Genomic DNA, 19,099 nt, shown 5'->3' with positions numbered 1-19,099 from the left:
AGTTATTTGCTAGAGCAATACTTGATAGACACTAAAAGTATTAACTATACCCAAATAGCTCTCAAATTTTGGAATTTGTTGACTTTTAGTAGGTCTTGTAGAAATTTGTTTGTAGTTGTGTTTATAATTTTAAGGTATTGAAGTTTTTGATGGAGGGTTCTTATGGAAGAACAGATGGACGTTAAAACAGTGGGGAGTGAAACGGTGGAAAGTGGAATAGGGGAATTGCAAAGAAAGATTATGAGTTTGGAAGAGAAGATTATAAATCTTGCGAGTAAAGTTTACAAAGAACTAAAACCTTTTGGCTTCATTGATGAAAAAGAATTTGAGTCAGCCTTGGCTTATGAGTTTAGGAAAAATGGGCTTAAGTATCTTGAACAACTACAAGTTGATATAATGTATGAAAGACAGCACGTAGTAAAAGGTGGCAAAGTGGACTTTATAGTGTTTGACGAAAACGAGGAAATAGGAATTTTAGTGGAACTCAAACTATTATCCGATGTCAAAGATGAAAATATAGATCAGGTTATTAAGTATTACGAGTCTTTGAGGAAGAATAGGAATCCTCATTTTCCTAGTTTTATCTCAGATAAAATTGTAAAGGGTATAGTTTTACTTTGGCGTAAGCCCGAAGCTTTACTTCGTAATAATTTTAATAGGAAATCTGGAGATATACCATCTAAAGAAATTGAGTATCGTGAATTCAAGAACGATATTGAGATAATTGAGATTAGGATAAATAGAGATTCATGAAGATGAAGGTAAAAAGAAAGTAGTTCAGAAAGTGGAAGAATAGAGATCTAATAGTCTAAAGCCTTTGATCTAACAGCTAGTATTATCCTTTTGTAGATCAAATTTTTGTACAACAAACTCTTAATTTGCAAAAGTCTTGTCCTTCAAAAAGAATAAAATACTAGGGGTGGTGTTATGAAAATGTATCTGCCTATTTGGTTCTACATTGGTGTTTTGATTATCATTTCGCTTGTTATAGGTATAGTTTTCAGAGTTGATTTTTTTCTAAATTGGGCTACTCCTGTATTCTGGACGGGTTATATACTGGTAGTTGATGGAGTTGTGTATTCTTTCAAAGGTAAATCCTTTGTGTTTTATATTGGTTTTCCAATAGTGTTCTTACTCTCAATTTTTGTCTGGTGGTTTTTTGAATGGACTAATATTTTTCTTTCAAACTGGCATTATCATAATCTTCCAGACTTGCTTACAAGATACATCGGATACTTGTGGGCTTTTGGAACAATCATCCCAGCGATATTGCTAACTTACAGTTTAGTTCTAGTTATAACTAGGGATGTGAAAATTGAATTCCATAGATTTCAAGTTACTAATCTTTTGCTAGGTGCTATGATACTTCTGGGGTTATTCTTCTTACTACTACCTATAGTTCCTTTTAGTATGAAATACCTAGATAGGAGTGCTGACCCTGAACTGTTTTTTTGGCTTAAGTGGCTTGGTGATGTTAAGTATAGTGAGTATATGGCTTTTGCAGTATGGCTTTCTGTTTTTCTCATACTTGACCCTATAAACTATCTAATGAAGAAACCTTCCATTCTAGGGAGTATTGAGAAAGGTAATTATAAGGTAATACTTGCTCTGTCGGTTGCTGGAATTGTCTGTGGAGTATTTTGGGAGCTTGTCAATTGGTTTGCTGTTATTCGTTGGACATACAATGTTCCGATACTACCTCAAGTGAAAATATTTGAAATGCCTATACTTGGTTATCTTGGATTTATAGCATTTGCTTGGGAGATATACGATATAGTGTCTTTTGTCTTTAGGTCTGCTATTGTAAGGGTTCAAGAGTGGTTTGTCTAGATGGTCTATATCTATACTAGAGTCGGTAATGGTTTTGGACTTGGACACTACAGGCGAATGAAAATTCTAGAAAACTACCTAGAATCAAAAGGAATTGAGGTATGTATTGAAACTTCTCTAAAGTTTGAGAACCTAGAGAAGTCAGAAATGATACTTATAGATGCTAGAGAGACTAATGAGAAGGTTTTTAGAACCATTCTGAAAATGAATAAGCCTATTGTATCACTAGATGATACTATAACATCAAAACCTTCTGTTGTCTCCATTCTTTCTTTACCTTACATATCAACGAAAGGTCCTAAACCTAATTTTGAGGGAGTAGAGTATCTAATCATTGAGCCTACTCTTAAGGACCTAGAAACTTCTGAAGAGATTGATATTCTTGTTTCCTTTGGTGGTGAAGATCCTTATAACTTGACAGAGTTTGTTCTAAATTCTTTTCATGATCTCTTGCAAAGTTTAAGAGTAGTAGTGTTTATAGGAGAGCACTTTAGAGATTATAATAGGGTGGTAGAGGTTTGTAGGTCCCGGGGTTTTGAATTTTTTCTTCCTAGCGATTCTAACTTTCAGGGTATGATAGCAAAATCAAGGTATGTTTTGACGTCGTTTGGAATTACAGTTTATGAAAGTCTTTTACTTGGTAAAAGAGTAATTTTGGTGAATGCTACCGAATATCATCATAGCGTATATCTGAAAAGTTATTTGGAAGGGTATGGTGTTGTTGAAGTTGGTTTCTTTGATAAGGATAGGAATTTCGTCTCAACTAGTAGTTTCAAAGATGCTTTTGAATTTATTCCTTCCAAAAAATTTGTCCTAAATCCTAGAGAAAATTTGGATAGATGGTTTAATATAATTGATAGGATTGTCAGAACTCCGAACAAGCACAACTTGAGGATACTTCTAGATAGCGAGGTAATTTACAGAGATGAAAGAAAAACTACTTTTCTTGTTGGTGATAGAGAGTATTTTATTGATTTCTGAAAGTTTGTGAAGTTTTTGGATTTAGTTTTCAAGATTATACTTGTTATACAATTATAGTAGTTTTAGATGATGCTATAATAGTAGTCCTAGTAGGTAGGTTAGAAGGTTTAACCTTGTTTGATTTTCTGTAGGTCAGAAACTTTATTCAAGGTATTCTACTTTATTTGAAGGTGTTTCCCAGACTGTGACTTTTACTGGGTTTAATCCACGTTTCTTGACTTCCTCATACACATACTTTGCTATACATTCTGCGGTAGCAGGATTGATGAAGTCATTTAAGTGTTGGTGGTCAAGGTTTAGATCGTTTATGATTTTCTTGATGTCTCCAAAATCTATACCTATACCTATGCTATCAAGTTGATTTACTTCAACAGATACTTCTATCTTCCATCTGTGCCCATGTAGTCTTGAGCAGGGTCCGTTGTATCCCTCTACGATATGTGAGGCATCAACTTCAACGCTTTTAGACACTATCCACTTTGGCATGGCTATTTACTATACCTAGTGCTTTACCGTGTTTTTCAAATATTGTTAGTGCCCAGTCTAGTTGTTCATCGGTGTGAGTTGCCATATAGCTTGTCCTTATGATAGTTTCGGAAGGTGGGACTGCTGGTGGTAATACAGGATTTACAAATATACCTTCGTCTGATAGTGCTCTCCAGAATTTTAATGTTTTCTCAAAGTTATTTATCTTGAGAGGTATTATAGGAGTGCAGGATGTTCCTGTATCATAGCCCATTTCTTTGAAAGCTTTTAACATCTTGTGTGTTATCTGCCAAAGTCTTTCAATCCTATACGGTTCTTCGTATATAATGTCAATCACTTTACTTACAGTTCCTACTGTTGCTGGTGAAGGACTAGCACTAAATATCAACGCTCTTGCTTTGTGTTTGAGATAGTTTATTAGCCTCTCACTACCAGCAACAAAGCCACCAATTGATGCAAAACTTTTACTGAACGTTGACATTATGATATCAACTTCATCGTCAAGTCCGAAGTGATGGACTGTTCCTTGTCCGTATTTACCACCTAGAACTCCCATTCCGTGTGCATCATCAACCATTATCCAAGCATTGTATTTCTTACACACTTCAACAATATTAGGTAAGTCTGCTATATCTCCTTCCATACTAAAAACACCATCTACAACAACGAGTTTTGCTTTCTCTTCAACTTTCTCAAGAACTCTCTTTAGGTGTTCAATATTATTATGTGCGAACCTATACATTTTAGCGCCTGACTGCTTACAAGCATCTATGATGCTTGCGTGGTCAAGTTTGTCAGTTATAACAGCGTCACCAGGTCCTAAAAGTCCTGCTATCGCAACTAGATTAGCCATATATCCAGTGCTTGTAAGAAGAGCTGCTTCCTTATTAACAAACTTTGCCAGTTTTTCTTCTAGTTCCTCGTGTATCTTGAGAGTCCCATTCAAGAATCTTGATCCTGCATTTCCAGTGCCAAACTTCCTAGTTGCTTCAACAGCTGCTTCTATCACTCTTGGATCATTGGTGAGACCTAAATATGCGTTTGAACCAAGCATCAGATACTTCTTACCGTTTATGTATACCTCATTTGTGTGTGTCTCTTCAATAGGCCTAAAATAAGGATAAAGACCGACTGCCTTAGCTTCATCAACTTCAGTATAACTGGTTATCCTTTTGTATAGTTCTTCATTCTTTAAGTGTGTCTCTAGGTGTTTTGACATATTCATACCTCCATATGTTTTATTACCTAATTATTGTATAACAAAGTTCCTTTGGTTTCAAAGTTTTCAAAAAAGTCAGATTTTTGATTAATTGTTGATTGCTATCGTAGTTTTCAGTTTTCCTTTTGTTGAATTTTAGGATTTGACAATACTTTGTGTGAAGATTATATTATTATACTGACCAGTCAGTAAGAGGGAGGTATGCCAGAGGGAGTGAGAGAGAGGATAATAAAATCTGCTATTGAGTTGTTTGCAGGGAAAGGCTTTCACGAGACTAAGGTTGATGAAATTGCTGAAAGAAGTGGAGTTGCGAAAGGAACGATATATTTATATTTTAGTAGTAAAGAAGATTTGCTTGTGAATTCAATAGACTACATAGTTGAAAAGGCTATACAGAACTATGAGATTGATGAGAGTAAGAGTTTTAGAGAGAACCTTGCTGATATAATACGAAAGAATGCTAACTTTATGTTTGAGAACCTGAACTTCTACAAGATGATGTTTATGAGTATGTATAGGGTTAGGAATGGTGATGACTTTAATAAGAGGAGAAGAGATACTGCCAGAGTAACGGATAGAATTAGACTTCTTCTTCAGAAGGGTATTGAAGAAGGTGAAGTTAGAAGGGATATGTCATTAGATAATCTTTCTACGATAATAACTAACCTCATACTAAGTTCTTTAATGCATATACTTGTGAAGATAGTTTTTGATGGTATGGACTCAAGAGAAGAGATAGAAAATTTTCTAGAGGATACACATAGTTTTATTATCTCGGCTGTTAGGGGAGGTTAGTATGAGATTTATTTTAGTTTTACTAACTTTAATTCTATCTCAAGAGATTGTCTTTGCTGGTGTTGTTATTAGAAGTTTAGAAGACGCAATAGATGTAGGTCTTAGAAACAATAAGGACCTACGAGCCAAACTGCTAGATGTTGCTTCTGCTGATGCTAATATGAGGGGGGCTTTGTCTGATCTGTTACTACCTAGTGTTAATGCTACTTTGAGATTTACAACACTTGACCCTGTGACGCTTGAGAGAGCTGTGGCTAAAGTTAGCACATTTAAATTCGTTACTAACATAATAGGAACTAATGTAGTTGTATCTCCTCAAGTTGAAGAGAAAACTGTTACTAATGCATTCTGGGATAATTATTCTGCTGGAATAAGTGTTGGGTATCGTCTTCCATATTTACTACCATTCGGGCTTGATGTTGGGTATAATGCATATAGACTACAAGTTAAGAACAAAGAGCTTGCTGAACTTCAGTATCAGAAAGCATTGAATGAGTATATATACAATGTTAGAATAGCATATTATAATTATCTGTTTGCTAAGGAGTTTTCAAAGATAACGATAGATACTGACAAGAGACTTGAGGAAAATGTTAGGATTGCCGAGGCAAACTTTAGGTCAGGAATATTCTCCGACCTTGAGCTTATAAGGGCGAGAGTTCAGCTTGTTAACAACAAGCCTAATCTCTTCTCATCACAGAATAACCTTAAACTACAGAAAGCAAACTTACTAGTATTACTCGGTATTGATGTTTCAGAGATAGATAATGTTGAGATTGAGGGAGATATAAACTACATAAAGAGAGATTTTTCAAATATTACAATAAACTTTGACGAAGAGAAGAAGAAAGTTATGGAAAATAATATTGATTTGAAGATATTGAGGAAGGTTATTGAAGTCTCCGAAAGTTCAAAGGATATTTCTCTTGGTTCTAATAAGCCTATTATTTCTTTATTCTTTAACTTCAACTATGAGTTCAAGAAGACGAATAATCTTGATAATGAGAGAGTATGGGTTGATAGTTGGAATGCTGGTGTTCAATTGACAATACCAATCTCTGACTTGCTTCCCGTGTCAAAGAGTTATGCGAATATGGAGAGTGCCGATTACTCAATAGAAAAAGCGAAGTATAATTATGTTAATACTCTAAACTTGATTTTACTTCAATTTGAGCAGTCAAAGTTAAGGTTTAATGAGAGTTTGCAAAATATCCAAGCACAGGAAGCGAATGTTCAGCAAGCTAGGAGGTCATTAGAAATTATATCATCAAGATACAGATTTGGTAATGCTTCAAGTCTTGATCTTATTGATGCTCAGCTTGCGTATCAACAAGCAGAGGTTAATCTTCTTAGTGCTTGGGTAAGTTATGTGAATAATATACTCACCATTAAGAGACTTACTGGTGAGGGTTTTTTATTTACTTCTGAAAAGAAGTGAGGAGGATTTTATGAAGGGTAAGACAAGAATAGCAATAATAATTGTCTCAATAGTCCTTGCGGTAGTTGTAGGTATAAGATTGGCTATGAGCTTAGCCAACTTTGGTGCTAATTCTGGTGATGTAAGAAATTTGGATAAACGAGTCTTGGATGTGACAGTAGTAGGAACGAAAGTGAAGGTTGGGAAGATAGAAAAGTATATATCTTTGGCTGGCGAGATGAGGGGAATAGAAGAAGCTTTTGCACTACCGGATGTTCCGGGAAAAGTTGCTAGAATACTAGTGAGAGAAGGTAGTTATGTATCAAGAGATCAGGCAGTTGCTTATATAGATAGGTCATTAGTTGGTTTTTCTTACAACCTTTCGCCGGTTCGCTCACCTATATCGGGTAGGGTTGGTAATATACTTGTAAGTGATGGACAGTTTGTATCGCAGACAACACCTATTGCTACTATCGTTAATGATACAATTATGGAAGTTGTTCTTCTTCTTCCGGAGACATACATCACAAAAGTTAAAAGAGGTGACAAAGCGATCATAGAAGTAACACCTTATCCTAACGAAAAGTTTGTAGGCTATGTCTATTCAACTGATATTGTGATTGACAGAGGGACAAGGACTTTAAAGATAAAGGTTAGAGTTGATAACTCTGATAGAAAACTCATATCTGGTATGTTCTGTAGTGTCAAGGTTCTAGTTGATACAGTAGATAAAACTAGTTATGTTCCTAATACTTCGATAAGAAACATAAATGGAGAGAGTGTTGTTTATACACTGATACAGACTAATATAGGTTCAAAGGAAGAAAATTTATATTTAGTTGTTAAGAAAAATGTTATACCTTCTATATCTGATGGAACTTTTACTGCTGTTAGCGGTGTTAGTGAAGGTGAGATGGTTGTTTCGCTTGGTGCAGAATACCTAAAGGATGGGGTTATAGTAAGAGTAATAGAAGAATAGAGTATGTTTTTCCGAAAAATATATAGTTGTGTTATCATATTATGTTGCGAAAATACTCAAAATAATTTTGTTGATTGTATTAATTACTCTAACTCTTCCCCTGGTCTCTAGAGGAGATTATATTTACTATAGTGTAAAAAAAGGTGATACTTTTTATTCACTTTCAAAGAAGTTCAACATTGAAATATGGGTCATTCAAAAAGAAAATAACATATCAATTCTTAAGGAAGGGATGGTAATCAAGGTGCCAAATAGAAGTACTTTTATGTATACGGTGAAGCAAAAGGATACTCTTTTTAGTATAGCCAGAAGGTTTAACACTACGATAGAAGAGATAATATCGGCAAATAAACTTGAAAGTATAGACATAAGAATAGGACAGACACTTACAATACCAACACCTAATAGGATTTTGTCGTCTTATCAACGAAAAACTGATGATAACAATGTTTATACAGTCAAGAAAGGAGATACTCTTTTCTCAATATCTAGAAATACTGGAGTAGATATAAAGAAGATTATGAAGCTGAACAACTTGGATAGCAAATCCGTTTTGAGACCTGGAATGATAATTGTCTTAGGAGATAGTATTACTTCAAAAGCTAAGTTGGATAGGAGTAGTAAGAATCAGGTCAAGAATGTGGAGATCAAATTTGAACTACCAATATCAAGTGTCGGTTCTGTTAAGAATTTTTCTGACAAGTATTTGGAAATCTTTTCTCCGAGGTTTGATAAGGTCAGGGCTGTTATGGATGGTGAAGTTGTGTTTGTAGGTTCGTTTAGTATATTTGGAAGGACGGTTATTCTCAAGCATTCAGACGGGGTATATACTATCTATGGTATGTTTGATGATATTGAAGTGCAGAGAGGTAGTAGAGTTAAGAAAGGGCAGCAATTAGGTAGTCCATTTTTTGATGTTAGAGATAATGTTTATCTTTCAAAATTTTCTTTCATAATAAACGATAGAATGATGCTACCAAGGGATAATATATCAACGCTTATTGCTAGACACAATAACCAAGATGTTTATCGCTAGGTAGTGTTAATTTTGGGTGTTTTTTCAATTTGAATTTGATATTTATTATGCGATAATATAGTTGATAAGGTGTAGATATGAGTGATATAAGTGATCTTGAGAGAGTTTTCATAGATGAAGCGACGGAAATGGTTCAGATGTTTGAGGAGAGCATACTTGATATTGAGCGCAATCCTGAAAACGAGCAAGCAATAAATTCTGCGTTTAGAGCAGTCCATACTCTAAAAGGTGGTGCTGCGTCAATGGGGTACTCAAATCTTGAAAAGATTTCTCATAGTATTGAAGATCTACTTGATTATGTGAGAGCTAAGAAAGTTAGTTTGAGTTTAGATGTTATCAATATTCTACTAGATGGAGCTAAGGTTTTAAGAAGCACTCTTAATGCAATTTTGTCTTCTAGTCAAGTTGAGTATAGCGTTATTGAGAGTATATCTAACAGAATATCGTCAATTATAAATAGTTCAGTTTCTTCTTTGAACATATCTGATCGTCCTGTTAAGGAGACTAATTTGAATATTAACCAGATAAAGTTAGAGAACTTAAGCCTGTCAAATGAGGTTATCAAGCAGATACAGGAACTGTTTTCAGAAAATAGAAGATCGTATCTTTTGGAGATAACTTTTAGAGAGGACTCGCCGCTTAAGGAAGTTGGGGTATTACAAATAGTTTCACTTATAAGGGACTCTTCGCAAATAATAGACTCAACTCCGTCTCTAGAAGATATTTACGTGAAATTCTATGAGAAGGTTTCTTTTATCATATCAACTGACGATATAAACAAAACATTCCAGAGGATCAACATATCAGATATTGTTGATAACATTAGAGTGTATCAGATAATGCAGCAAGAGAAGGTAGAGGGAGAATCTGTTAAAGAGAATAGACAAGAAACTGTTGAAAGTGCCGAGGTAAGAAGTTCAATACTAAGGATTGAAAGTTCAAAAGTTGATAGACTTATGAATATAGTAGGTGAGCTTGTTGTGAATAGGTCAAACATAAATGAAAATGTTTTTTACTTAGGTGAGATGATAAATGAGATATCAGGTTATTACTATGATGTAACCAAGAGTATAAGGACACTATCGTCTCAACTATCAATAGATATGAAGGAAGTCTCGGAAGATATGGCTGAGAAGTTTCAGAATTATCTTAATATTATTTCAAACATTAATCAGATTGTAAGTCAGATAAATAACAGAGTTATGGAACTTAAGAAAAGGTATGATAATCTGTCCAACGGTATAAAACTATTTAACAGTATATCTATAGACATTCAAGAGAGATTTACCGATCTAAGGATGATACCTATAAAATATTTGTTTAGTAGGCTTCCTTTGTTCGTAAGAGAGATTTCATCGCAGTTAGGAAAGGAGATAAACTTGATTGTGAAGGGTGAGGATACAAATTTGGATAAATCAGTTATTGATGAGCTTTTTGACCCAATAGTCCATATTGTGAGAAATAGCATTGATCACGGTATTGAGGACAAGGAGGAGAGAATATCCAAAGGTAAATCTCCTAGAGGCAATATAATAATTGAAGCATTCAACGAAGGAGGTAGTGTTATAATAAGGATAAGGGATGATGGTAGAGGTATTGATTTTGATAAGATAAGACAGAGAGGTGTAGAGAAGGGGTTGCTTAGGGAAGGAGTTGAGTACGACAAAGAATACCTACTCTCTCTGATATTTCTTCCAGGTTTTTCTACCAAGGATCAAGTTTCATCTCTATCTGGTAGGGGGGTTGGAATGGACATAGTTAAGGCGAAAATTGAAAAATTGAGGGGGAATCTGATGATAGCTACATCTAAGGATAAAGGAACTTCCTTTACCATAAAACTTCCACTCACGATTGCTATAATGAAGGTTCTACTGTTTGAGATAAAAGGTATAATTTTTGCCATACCTGTCAATTCAATAGAGGAAGCATTGACTATAAGAAAAGATGAAATAACAACTTTTGAGGGTAAATCTGTTGTTAAGATAAGAGATGAGGTTATAAAAGTTTATTCACTGAGGGATATATACTTTGATGATAGTACCTTGAATGATGATGTTGATGTTCTAATAGTCTCTTATCTTGGCAAAAAGTATGCTCTTGTGATTGACAAGTTTCTGAAGGAGGAGGATATATTTTTAAGACCAATAGATCATACGTTGGTATCTCCTCCTGGTGTTGTATCTGCTACTATACTAGGGAATGGTAAAGTAGGTTATGTAATAGATATAGGTAATCTAGTTGAATACCTTGAAAAGCAAACAAAGAGTAAAATATCTACACAAGTTTAAACTCACTACCGAATAGTGCTATCCTTAAGGTTTCAAGTGCTAGGATGGCACACTTCATCCTAGTTGGACTTATCTCTATACCTAGCTCATTTATTATGTCATCTTTTGTCAGGGATTTTACGAACTCTATGCTTTTATTTTTAACGAGTTCGGTTATTATTGATGCTGATGCTTGGCTTATCGCACAACCTTTTCCTTCAAACTTTATATCTTTTATGTATTGTTTTGAATCATCTAGTTTCACATATATCCTAACCATATCTCCACAGGTTGGATTACCCCCCTCAAAAAATGCATCGTAGTCCTCAATCTTACCGTAGTTTCTAGGATGTTTAAAGTGATCCAGTATGTTTTCCATGTATATATCACTCATCACTACCTCCTGTAGCTAAATTGATTATAGTGAAACCTGAAGTCAAATATACAAACAAAATATCAGTTTTTCAACTCTAGTTATGTGATCCCAATAAAATCTAAATTCACAATTAGGTGAAGTTCATTATTTTGGGGTGAAGTTTCTTCTTTGTATTGGATTCTCTATCAGGATTAGGTAGGTAATCTTTTTAACATACATCCGAGGAATAGTATGAATTAGTATAGAGTGAAATCTTGAGATTAGCAAACACTATCTAGAACCAAAGAAGATGGATTAGTAGAAACTCTATTATCGTCGTCATATTCTTATCTTCTCTCCTAGATAAGATAAAAGGTGTAGTAGTCCAAAATAGTAACTATTCTCTCTGAAGCCACTTATTACTCCTATTGCTATATCGGATAGATATGAGTGATGTCTGAAAGGTTCTCTTGAAAATATATTTGATATATGAACTTCAACGAAAGGAATCTTAACTGATAGTATAGCATCTCTTATTGCTATAGATGTGTGTGTATAGGCTCCAGCGTTTATTATCATACCTGATGCGTTTGCTCCTTCTTTCTGTATAAAATTTACTATCTCACCTTCGCCGTTTGATTGGAAGTCGGATATTTCATAACCATAACTATCTGCTATTTCTCTACATTTTGAGATAATATCTTCTAGTCTAGTATTACCATACTTGTCAGGTTCTCTTACACCTAGCATATTAAGGTTAGGTCCATTTACTACTAGTATCTTCTTCATAATACTCTACTCCTACTATTGAAATTTTTTGACTTTAGGTTAATGTTCTATTCAGATTTTTATCATAAACCTACTTATTATTATCAATCAATTTGAGCTCATTTGAATTACTACTTGACGACAAATTCCGAATTTTTCATTCAGATGAGGAAACTTTGCTCAATCGTGATTTTAGACTTTTATAACTGCCAGTCTTCCTAGTTGAAGGAAGTAGTAATATATTTTTAGAATAGGTTTATGCGTAAGGTAGTGTTAGTTATTGTTTTAGTTTTCTTTTTCATCTCTTGCGGTATAGATATTCCAGAGATAGAGGTGAAGTTAAGACCACCGATGGGACTTAAGGCTTCATTCACTACGAATGATACTGTAATGTTAGAATTTTGGGGTTTCAATGAAGAAGATTACTTTTCTGGTTATGTTGTGTTCGTATCAGCGTATTATAGCGATATAGCAGATACTACGAAACCTTTATCCGAGAAGAATAAGATACCTGATAACCAAACCGGAACTTTACCAACATTTTCCGTTCTTCCAACAACATCACCACAAAAATACAGGTTTGAACTACCTTTGACAACAAAGGATGAAAAGAATAACCTTGTCTTCTTTAGGGGGGTTGAGTATTATATAGCGGTTGCTTCATACTCGTCATCAAAGAAGATATACAGTCCCTTGAGTAATATAACTAATGTTGTTCTAACGAATTAGTTTATTGATTTGGTCTATCATCTTTTTTGTTGGAACACCTATTATGCTATCTAGGTCTCCATTAAGTATATTAAAAAATCCTTGAGCCCTCTCAATAGCGATGCCACCAGCCCAGTTTGTAACAGGATTATTCCTAATGTAGTTCTCAATTTCTTCGTCGGGAACCGATTTGAAATACACCGTTGATACATCAAAGTCGTTGATGATAATATCAATATCAGAGATGTATATTGAGTAAGATGTAACAATCTCTTGAAAATCCTCTCTGTATGAGTAGAACCATTCCAACGCAACTTCCTTACTTTCGGGTTTTCCTTTTATATCTCCTTGATGAACTACAACAGTATCAAAAGTAAATACAATATACTTATCCGTTTCTAAAACCTTTGATTGAACATCCAGATTTTTAATGTAAGATAGAAACATAGATAGCATTATAGGGTTGTGTCTGTATCTTCCTAGTCTGTAAGAACTCATAACTTCATCAACGTCCGGTGTTATCACTACGAATTCTTTAAACACTCGTTCAAAGATGCTTCTTCTACCTTCAGATGCACTTCCTAGAATAATCTTGTAGCCATCAAACATATTTGAAAATGATAAGTAAATTCGGCGCTGTAATACAATTTGCTACACATAATTTCAACTTCTATAGTTTGAGTTTTCTATATACCAGCGCTATTAACGGTGAAAAGACACCAAGTATTGAGATAACCAGAGATAGAGTCACAAAAAACGGGAAAATAACTACAAACTTAAGACCAGAAAGGACTACCTTAAGAACAAGATATAGACCGAAAAACATTAGAAAAGGTAGTGTAAACCACAAGTTAAACGTTATACCATATGCCAAACTAGCCCATAGTGATGTAAAAAAAACACCTAGTGTAAATAGGCTTGAGATATACCCTGTCAAAAAGAGTAAGTTTAGTGATTTCAGAAATTCATAAAATACACTACCTTCTATCTTATCTAGGTGTGTCCAATCCGGTATGAAAAGAACTGAATTGTATCTTTCGTGAATATTTCTTATAACTTCTACCTCATTATTTAGGTTTGTCTGCTTGCTGACTAAATACTTAAATACTTTACCACTTACACACAGAAAGTTTGATAAAGGTAGTGGTAATATTCTTGGTGCTACTACTCTGTATTTTAGGTTAAACAGTGGATTGAGAAATCGCGAGAACGCTATAGATGAGAGAATATAACCTTTGAAATTTACAATCCTCATAATTGAAACACCGTTTATTATCTCAATCCTATAGGAGTTGATAATAGATGTTAGAACACTTATGTCTAGGTTTTTGTTAATATCATACCTTTTGAGTATCACAAAGTCTCTATCGTCAAGTTCGTCAATCTTTTTGTCAGGACAATCTATACCTTCTAGGTTTTGGTTATCTCTTGGGAAGTAGAAGTTGTATAGTCTTGATTTTAATATGAAAACGGGTCTGTCGTAGTATTGCAATATCCTTAATCTATAGAATATCGCAAGAGTGTCAATAAAACTCATAAGCAAAACTCTAGGGCTTATGAAACCTGAACTATGATAGTTGATTTTTACAGGAATAGATTTTATTAGGAAGTTGTATCTGTATGCTATGAGTAGAAGTTCAAGGTCAAAGGCAAATCTCTTCACAACCATTCTACTCAAGCAAACTTCAAGAACTTCTCTGCGAAAGAGTTTCAATCCTGTTTGAGTGTCTTTGAAAGGTAGTCCGAAGAGTATTTTGGAGATAATGTAAAAAATCAGACTAACCATCTTCCTAAATAGCGGATACTTCAATTGAGAACCTTTTTCAAACTTTGATGTTATAACAACATCATATCCCTTTTGATATTCGTTTATCAAGTTTTCAATCTGTTCTGGTGGTATGTCGAGGTCAGAATCAATCATAACTATAACATCACCTGTTGAGTTGAAAAAGCCATTTTTCAGAGCAAAACCCTTACCCTGATTAAATTTGTTCTGAATTACCAAAACTTTTTCGTAGTTAGAAAAATTTTCGTTAAGCACTGAAACGGTCCTGTCGGCTGAGCCATCATCAACGATAACTATCTCGTAGTCCTGAATTGATCCTCTCTGTATATATGATTTTAGAATTTCTTCAACTCTCCTTGTATTCTCAACTATAAACCTCTCTCCGTTAAAAACGGGCATTATAACAGATAACTTCATACCCTATTCCCAGTTCTTAATTTTATTCTTCTGGCTTTTCAAAAAGTTTATTCTATCTTCAGAGATGTTAGATTTAGTTTCTTCCTTTTTCTTCTTGAAGAGAGATATTATAGTATCAATGAAGTCTTGCTTTAGTGTTCCTGCTTGCTTACTTTTCTCAGTATTCAATATATCTATAAGTTCCTTGTCTTCTATTTTGGTTATAATATTCAGTCCTCTATCTCCCGAAGACATAACATAGTAATCTTTGCCTATTCTTATTATGTATATGCTTATACCTTGAGCGATACCTTTTGAAGCCATTATCTCAATTACACCAAAGTCATCAACTGGGCTACCTGTTGCCTTCTTCAGAAACCTTAATGCTACATATACAATCGCAATCACTATTGCAAGTGTGAGTAAGATGTTTAGTATATCAACGATAATCCACCAGAAACTCCTACCGCCTTGCTCCTCTTCTTGTCTGTAGAACCTATCAAGAAAACCTTCCTCGTTAGTATTGGTTGTCTGGGCAAATATTGGTAGTGATATTAGTATAAGTAAGAATAGTATCAAGAACTTTTTGAGATTTGAAAGACTCATATCCGAATTATAAAAAACATAGGACAACTATTTCTAACTAGGTTTGTAGAAAAGAATGGAACTATACTTTTAGAATAATTTCGTATGAAAGCATACACGGAGTACTTTTGGTTTAACACGAAAAACAGAGTTGAATACATAAGAATAACTGACACTGTTAGAGAAGTTGTTAAGAAAAGCGGTATAAAGGAAGGTTTTGTTTTGGTTTCTGCTATGCACATAACTGCTGGAGTTTTTGTGAATGATAATGAGAGTGGTTTTCAAAGGGATTTGAGCGAACTACTTGAGAGGCTTGCGCCGATGAATGCAAACTACCATCACCATCACACAGGTGAAGATAACGGATACGCGCACTTAAGAAGCATACTTGTAAATCACGAGGTTATTATTCCTGTAACGAATGGAGACTTGGACCTAGGTCCTTGGCAACAGATATTCTACGCAGAGTTTGACGGTCAGAGAAGGAAGCGCGTTATAGTTAAAGTCATAGGTGAGTAATATGAGTCTGTTAAGCATAGTACTCTTACTACTCTTTTCAGTTTTCACAGGATTTTTCAGTGGGCTTGTTGGAATAGGTGGGGCTACATTCCTAATACCTTTTCTTGTGTATGCTTTCGGTTTTGACCAGAAGTTAGCACAAGGAACATCACTTCTCGCCTTCACTCTCCCATCCTTCATATTCGGTGCTATAACCTATTACAGAAACGGTAATGTTAAGGTAGAGTATTCCGTCTTAATCTTCGCCGGAATGCTTATCGGAGCATTTCTGGGAGCAATGTTAGCACAGAAACTAGACTCTAAGATACTCGCAAGAATATTCGGTATAACTCTCTTTATTCTTGGCTTGAAAATGTTTATTGACAGTTTCAGATAGTCGTTTTGTTTGATTAGTCATATAGATAAAAACAGTTATTCAACTACCTCTGATAGAAGTTTAGACTCCTAATTAACATTGCCTAGAAACTTAATCTTGCCCTGATTGTATTTCTTTAGGAATTTCCTATCATACACAACTACCTCTTTGTTGTCTAGTTTGAATTTTAATCCTTTAGACCTATTTAGTTTGAAAACTATTCTGGTTTTATCTACCGAAACGCCGTAAGTAGGGTTATAATCTTCTTCAATCTCTATCCCTCTGATATCAGACAGGTTGAACTTCTCTCTGAAAAAACCCATTCTGATAACAACTTCTCCATTCACTACCTTGAAAGTGAATGTAGATAGAAAATAAGTTGATATTACCGAAAAGACAAGAAATCCCCCAAGAATGATTGAAGGATGAATGTCTTCAAGAAACCTATTCCCTATCATCGTCTGGTAGATAAGGAAGAAAAGAAGAAGAAGGTCAAACAAGTAGAGCGGTATAAGTCTCAAAACTATAACCTTCCGATAACTCATAGGCGTGTCAAATTATGTATGATTCATCTACTTCACAGTAAATTAGGTTCTCTGATGGAACATTTTAAGTTAACTTGAAAGATAAAAAAGTTAACCGTTAGAATATGGGAGTAGGAGGGTTGTTATGAGGTTAGTTGTAATTTTAGCCTTGGTGTTTCTTTCAGGAGTAGCGTTTGGTGAGTTTGAGAGTTATGTTATTGACAGTGCAGTAGGTGGTGAGGAGAGTAGCACTGTTGAATTAATTGACAAGGTTGCTTCTAGATCTTTGGGTGGTAGTATTACATCTGTTCTTGAGGAGGCTGGTATTTACCTTCAGAATAGGGGTATCTTTGATGTTCAGAATGACTTAACTATAAGAGGTACTAGATTTAGTCAGAATTCTGTTGCGTTGAATGGTATAGTTCTCAACGACATCCAGAGTGGACATTTGAGTTTATCTCTTCCTCTTACTATTTACGATATTGGTTTTGTTGGAATTCAGAAATCTGGGAATGCTACTCTTTACGGTAGTGATACGATAGGTGGTGTTGTTGATTACAATATCTTTGACTTGATAGAGGAGAATGTTAAATTCAAGTTGTATTCAGGGGATTATGGACTTTTTGGAGGAGTTGCTTCTATTTCAAAGGGTTTTGGAGTAGTTGGAGTTAGATTTTCTTTTGATAGAAAGTTAAGCAGTGGATACAAGTTTAACACAGAGTTTGATAGTTGGACGGTTAATTCAACGATTATATCAAAGCTCTACGGGTTTGACACTGTGATATTTGTTGGACATCTTGAGAAGTCTTACGGTGCTAGCAAGTTCTATGGTACTGAAGCAAAAGAGAAGGAGATTGTAAATCTGATAACTTTGAACCTCAAGTATGAGACATTCAAGGTAGATGGGTTTTACAAGAGTAGTATAGATAACTATGTTGTTAATATTTTACTTCCTTCATCGCAGGTTAATAATCATATAAAGTCAAGTTTAGGAATTGGAGTACAGAACGTTTTCAGGTTTGGAGATTTTGGGGATCTATTCTTAAGGGGTGAGATAAGGTGGAATGCGATTGATAGCACTGCTAATGTTGGGGGGAGTATAACTAATCTTCTCGGGAATAGGTATGATTTACCGTTTGCTGTTGTAGGTGAGTATGGAGTCAAGCCTCTTGAGGGTTTATTCCTTGCTGTTGGCTTAAGGACGGATGTATGGTCGGTTGGAGATAGAAAGTATGACCCTATATTATCACCTTCTTTGAAAGGGTACTACTATATTCTACCATCACTTAAGTTTTCAGGTAATGTGAATAGGTTTTTCAGAGTGCCGACTTATGTTGAACTTTATTACTACGATGGTGTTGCGTTCGGGAATACAAATCTATCTCCAGAAGAGGGATGGAATTATGAAGTTAACCTTAACTACTATTTTGATGAAACGAAGAAAACATTCTTATATCTATCTGGCTTTTGGAGAGATAGCATAAATGTTATAGATTTTGCAGATGATAGGAACATTCCGGGACTTCTTTTCCAAGCAACTAACATAAGGTGGATAAGTGGTGGTGGAGTTGAGTTAGGATTTAACTTTGATACATCCAGTCTAGTTGGTGATGAGGGTAACTTTAAACTTTTCTATGCTTATTCAAAGTTTGACTCTGGCGTTCCTCAAAACTTCACCTTTAGGTATGACAAGTATCTAGAGCACCAAGCGAATTTGTCTTTGCTTCAAAAGTTTAGGGGCTTTGAAGGCTATCTACTCATTAGTTTCAGAAATAGGTTTGAAGGTAAAGATAGTAAAGGAAATCTTTTACCATATACTAGCTATACTTTGATAAATGGTAGAATTTCGTATGAAGTTGTGACTGGTGGTAGAATCTTTGTTGAAGGGTATAATCTAGGTAATGTCAAGTATGAAGATATAAATAGGGTTGAAATGCCAGGTAGGTGGATTTGGGCTGGTATTGAGTTTAATCTGATGTAAGGGCTTTTTCAAGTGCCTTTATGACCGTATAAATAAGAGGTGGGGTTGTGCGACCTCAATCTCTTTGTATTCATTATCAGATTACTCTCTCTGAAACTTATCTCTATACCCC

General features: G+C 34.8%; 20 protein-coding genes. 12 read left to right on the top strand and 8 right to left on the bottom strand.

The window, feature by feature from the left end:
• Window positions 1-162: 162 nt before the first annotated feature.
• From NZ579_07550 to NZ579_07540, 3 genes are all read left to right on the top strand, one after another.
• The gene (locus NZ579_07550) at window positions 163-753 is read left to right on the top strand and encodes a GxxExxY protein (protein MCS7299790.1); all 591 of its coding nucleotides are present in this window, start codon (window positions 163-165) and stop codon (window positions 751-753) included.
• 174 nt (window positions 754-927) lie between these two features.
• Window positions 928-1,830, top strand: coding sequence for a hypothetical protein (locus NZ579_07545; protein MCS7299789.1), 903 nt, complete (start codon window positions 928-930; stop codon window positions 1,828-1,830).
• Window positions 1,831-2,811: a hypothetical protein gene (locus NZ579_07540; GenBank protein ID MCS7299788.1), complete on the top strand. Its 981-nt coding sequence runs from the start codon at window positions 1,831-1,833 to the stop codon at window positions 2,809-2,811.
• Window positions 2,812-2,952: 141 nt separating this feature from the next.
• Here NZ579_07540 and NZ579_07535 read toward each other — a convergent pair whose 3' ends face one another.
• Window positions 2,953-3,297, bottom strand: coding sequence for a 6-carboxytetrahydropterin synthase (locus NZ579_07535; GenBank protein MCS7299787.1), 345 nt, complete (start codon window positions 3,295-3,297; stop codon window positions 2,953-2,955).
• Complete coding sequence (locus tag NZ579_07530) at window positions 3,275-4,516, bottom strand: pyridoxal phosphate-dependent aminotransferase family protein (GenBank protein MCS7299786.1); 1,242 nt, start codon at window positions 4,514-4,516, stop codon at window positions 3,275-3,277. The genes NZ579_07535 and NZ579_07530 overlap by 23 nt, the downstream gene beginning before the upstream one ends.
• Window positions 4,517-4,717: 201 nt before the next feature.
• Here NZ579_07530 and NZ579_07525 point away from each other — a divergent pair, with 201 nt between their 5' ends.
• The 5 genes from NZ579_07525 to NZ579_07505 all read left to right on the top strand — a co-directional run bounded on the left by NZ579_07525 (window position 4,718) and on the right by NZ579_07505 (window position 11,031).
• Window positions 4,718-5,311, top strand: a complete 594-nt coding sequence (locus NZ579_07525) for a TetR/AcrR family transcriptional regulator (protein ID MCS7299785.1) — start codon at window positions 4,718-4,720, stop codon at window positions 5,309-5,311.
• A gap of 1 nt (window position 5,312) precedes the next feature.
• Window positions 5,313-6,749, top strand: a complete 1,437-nt coding sequence (locus tag NZ579_07520; protein ID MCS7299784.1) for a TolC family protein — start codon at window positions 5,313-5,315, stop codon at window positions 6,747-6,749.
• Window positions 6,750-6,759: 10 nt separating this feature from the next.
• A complete protein-coding gene (locus NZ579_07515; protein ID MCS7299783.1) occupies window positions 6,760-7,707 on the top strand; it encodes an efflux RND transporter periplasmic adaptor subunit in 948 nt (315 codons plus the stop codon).
• A 265-nt stretch (window positions 7,708-7,972) separates the two neighbouring features.
• A complete protein-coding gene (locus NZ579_07510; protein ID MCS7299782.1) occupies window positions 7,973-8,743 on the top strand; it encodes a LysM peptidoglycan-binding domain-containing protein in 771 nt (256 codons plus the stop codon).
• A gap of 77 nt (window positions 8,744-8,820) precedes the next feature.
• Window positions 8,821-11,031, top strand: a complete 2,211-nt coding sequence (locus NZ579_07505) for a chemotaxis protein CheA (GenBank protein ID MCS7299781.1) — start codon at window positions 8,821-8,823, stop codon at window positions 11,029-11,031.
• Here the strand turns inward: NZ579_07505 and NZ579_07500 are convergent.
• Entirely contained in the window at window positions 11,018-11,404 is a 387-nt protein-coding gene (locus tag NZ579_07500) for an SUF system NifU family Fe-S cluster assembly protein (GenBank protein MCS7299780.1), read from the bottom strand. The genes NZ579_07505 and NZ579_07500 overlap by 14 nt on opposite strands.
• A 300-nt stretch (window positions 11,405-11,704) precedes the next feature.
• Window positions 11,705-12,154, bottom strand: a complete 450-nt coding sequence (gene aroQ, locus NZ579_07495) for a type II 3-dehydroquinate dehydratase (GenBank protein ID MCS7299779.1) — start codon at window positions 12,152-12,154, stop codon at window positions 11,705-11,707.
• A 237-nt stretch (window positions 12,155-12,391) separates the two neighbouring features.
• On the opposite strand from aroQ, the gene NZ579_07490 reads away from it, so the two are divergent.
• Window positions 12,392-12,862: a hypothetical protein gene (locus tag NZ579_07490; protein ID MCS7299778.1), complete on the top strand. Its 471-nt coding sequence runs from the start codon at window positions 12,392-12,394 to the stop codon at window positions 12,860-12,862.
• Here NZ579_07490 and NZ579_07485 read toward each other — a convergent pair.
• From NZ579_07485 to NZ579_07475, 3 genes are all read right to left on the bottom strand, one after another.
• Entirely contained in the window at window positions 12,851-13,450 is a 600-nt protein-coding gene (locus NZ579_07485) for a Maf family protein (protein ID MCS7299777.1), read from the bottom strand. The genes NZ579_07490 and NZ579_07485 overlap by 12 nt on opposite strands.
• Before the next feature lie 61 nt (window positions 13,451-13,511).
• On the bottom strand, window positions 13,512-15,044 hold the full coding sequence (locus tag NZ579_07480) for a glycosyltransferase family 2 protein (GenBank protein ID MCS7299776.1): 1,533 nt from the start codon (window positions 15,042-15,044) through the stop codon (window positions 13,512-13,514).
• A gap of 3 nt (window positions 15,045-15,047) precedes the next feature.
• A complete protein-coding gene (locus NZ579_07475; GenBank protein MCS7299775.1) occupies window positions 15,048-15,629 on the bottom strand; it encodes a hypothetical protein in 582 nt (193 codons plus the stop codon).
• An 84-nt stretch (window positions 15,630-15,713) separates the two neighbouring features.
• Here NZ579_07475 and NZ579_07470 point away from each other — a divergent pair, with 84 nt between their 5' ends.
• Both NZ579_07470 and NZ579_07465 read left to right on the top strand, forming a co-directional pair.
• On the top strand, window positions 15,714-16,127 hold the full coding sequence (locus tag NZ579_07470; protein ID MCS7299774.1) for a secondary thiamine-phosphate synthase enzyme YjbQ: 414 nt from the start codon (window positions 15,714-15,716) through the stop codon (window positions 16,125-16,127).
• A 1-nt stretch (window position 16,128) separates the two neighbouring features.
• Window positions 16,129-16,503: a sulfite exporter TauE/SafE family protein gene (locus tag NZ579_07465; protein MCS7299773.1), complete on the top strand. Its 375-nt coding sequence runs from the start codon at window positions 16,129-16,131 to the stop codon at window positions 16,501-16,503.
• 68 nt (window positions 16,504-16,571) lie between these two features.
• Here the strand turns inward: NZ579_07465 and NZ579_07460 are convergent, their stop codons facing one another.
• On the bottom strand, window positions 16,572-17,027 hold the full coding sequence (locus tag NZ579_07460; protein ID MCS7299772.1) for a hypothetical protein: 456 nt from the start codon (window positions 17,025-17,027) through the stop codon (window positions 16,572-16,574).
• 124 nt (window positions 17,028-17,151) lie between these two features.
• Between NZ579_07460 and NZ579_07455 the strand changes: the two genes are divergently transcribed.
• Complete coding sequence (locus NZ579_07455; protein ID MCS7299771.1) at window positions 17,152-18,987, top strand: TonB-dependent receptor; 1,836 nt, start codon at window positions 17,152-17,154, stop codon at window positions 18,985-18,987.
• Window positions 18,988-19,099 lie beyond the last annotated feature (112 nt).

The organism is Spirochaetota bacterium, assembly GCA_025061835.1.
Classification (GTDB): Bacteria; Spirochaetota; Brevinematia; order DTOW01; family DTOW01; genus SKYB106.
Note: the sequence above shows the minus strand (reverse complement) of the source record. Positions and strands in the feature narration are given on the sequence as shown.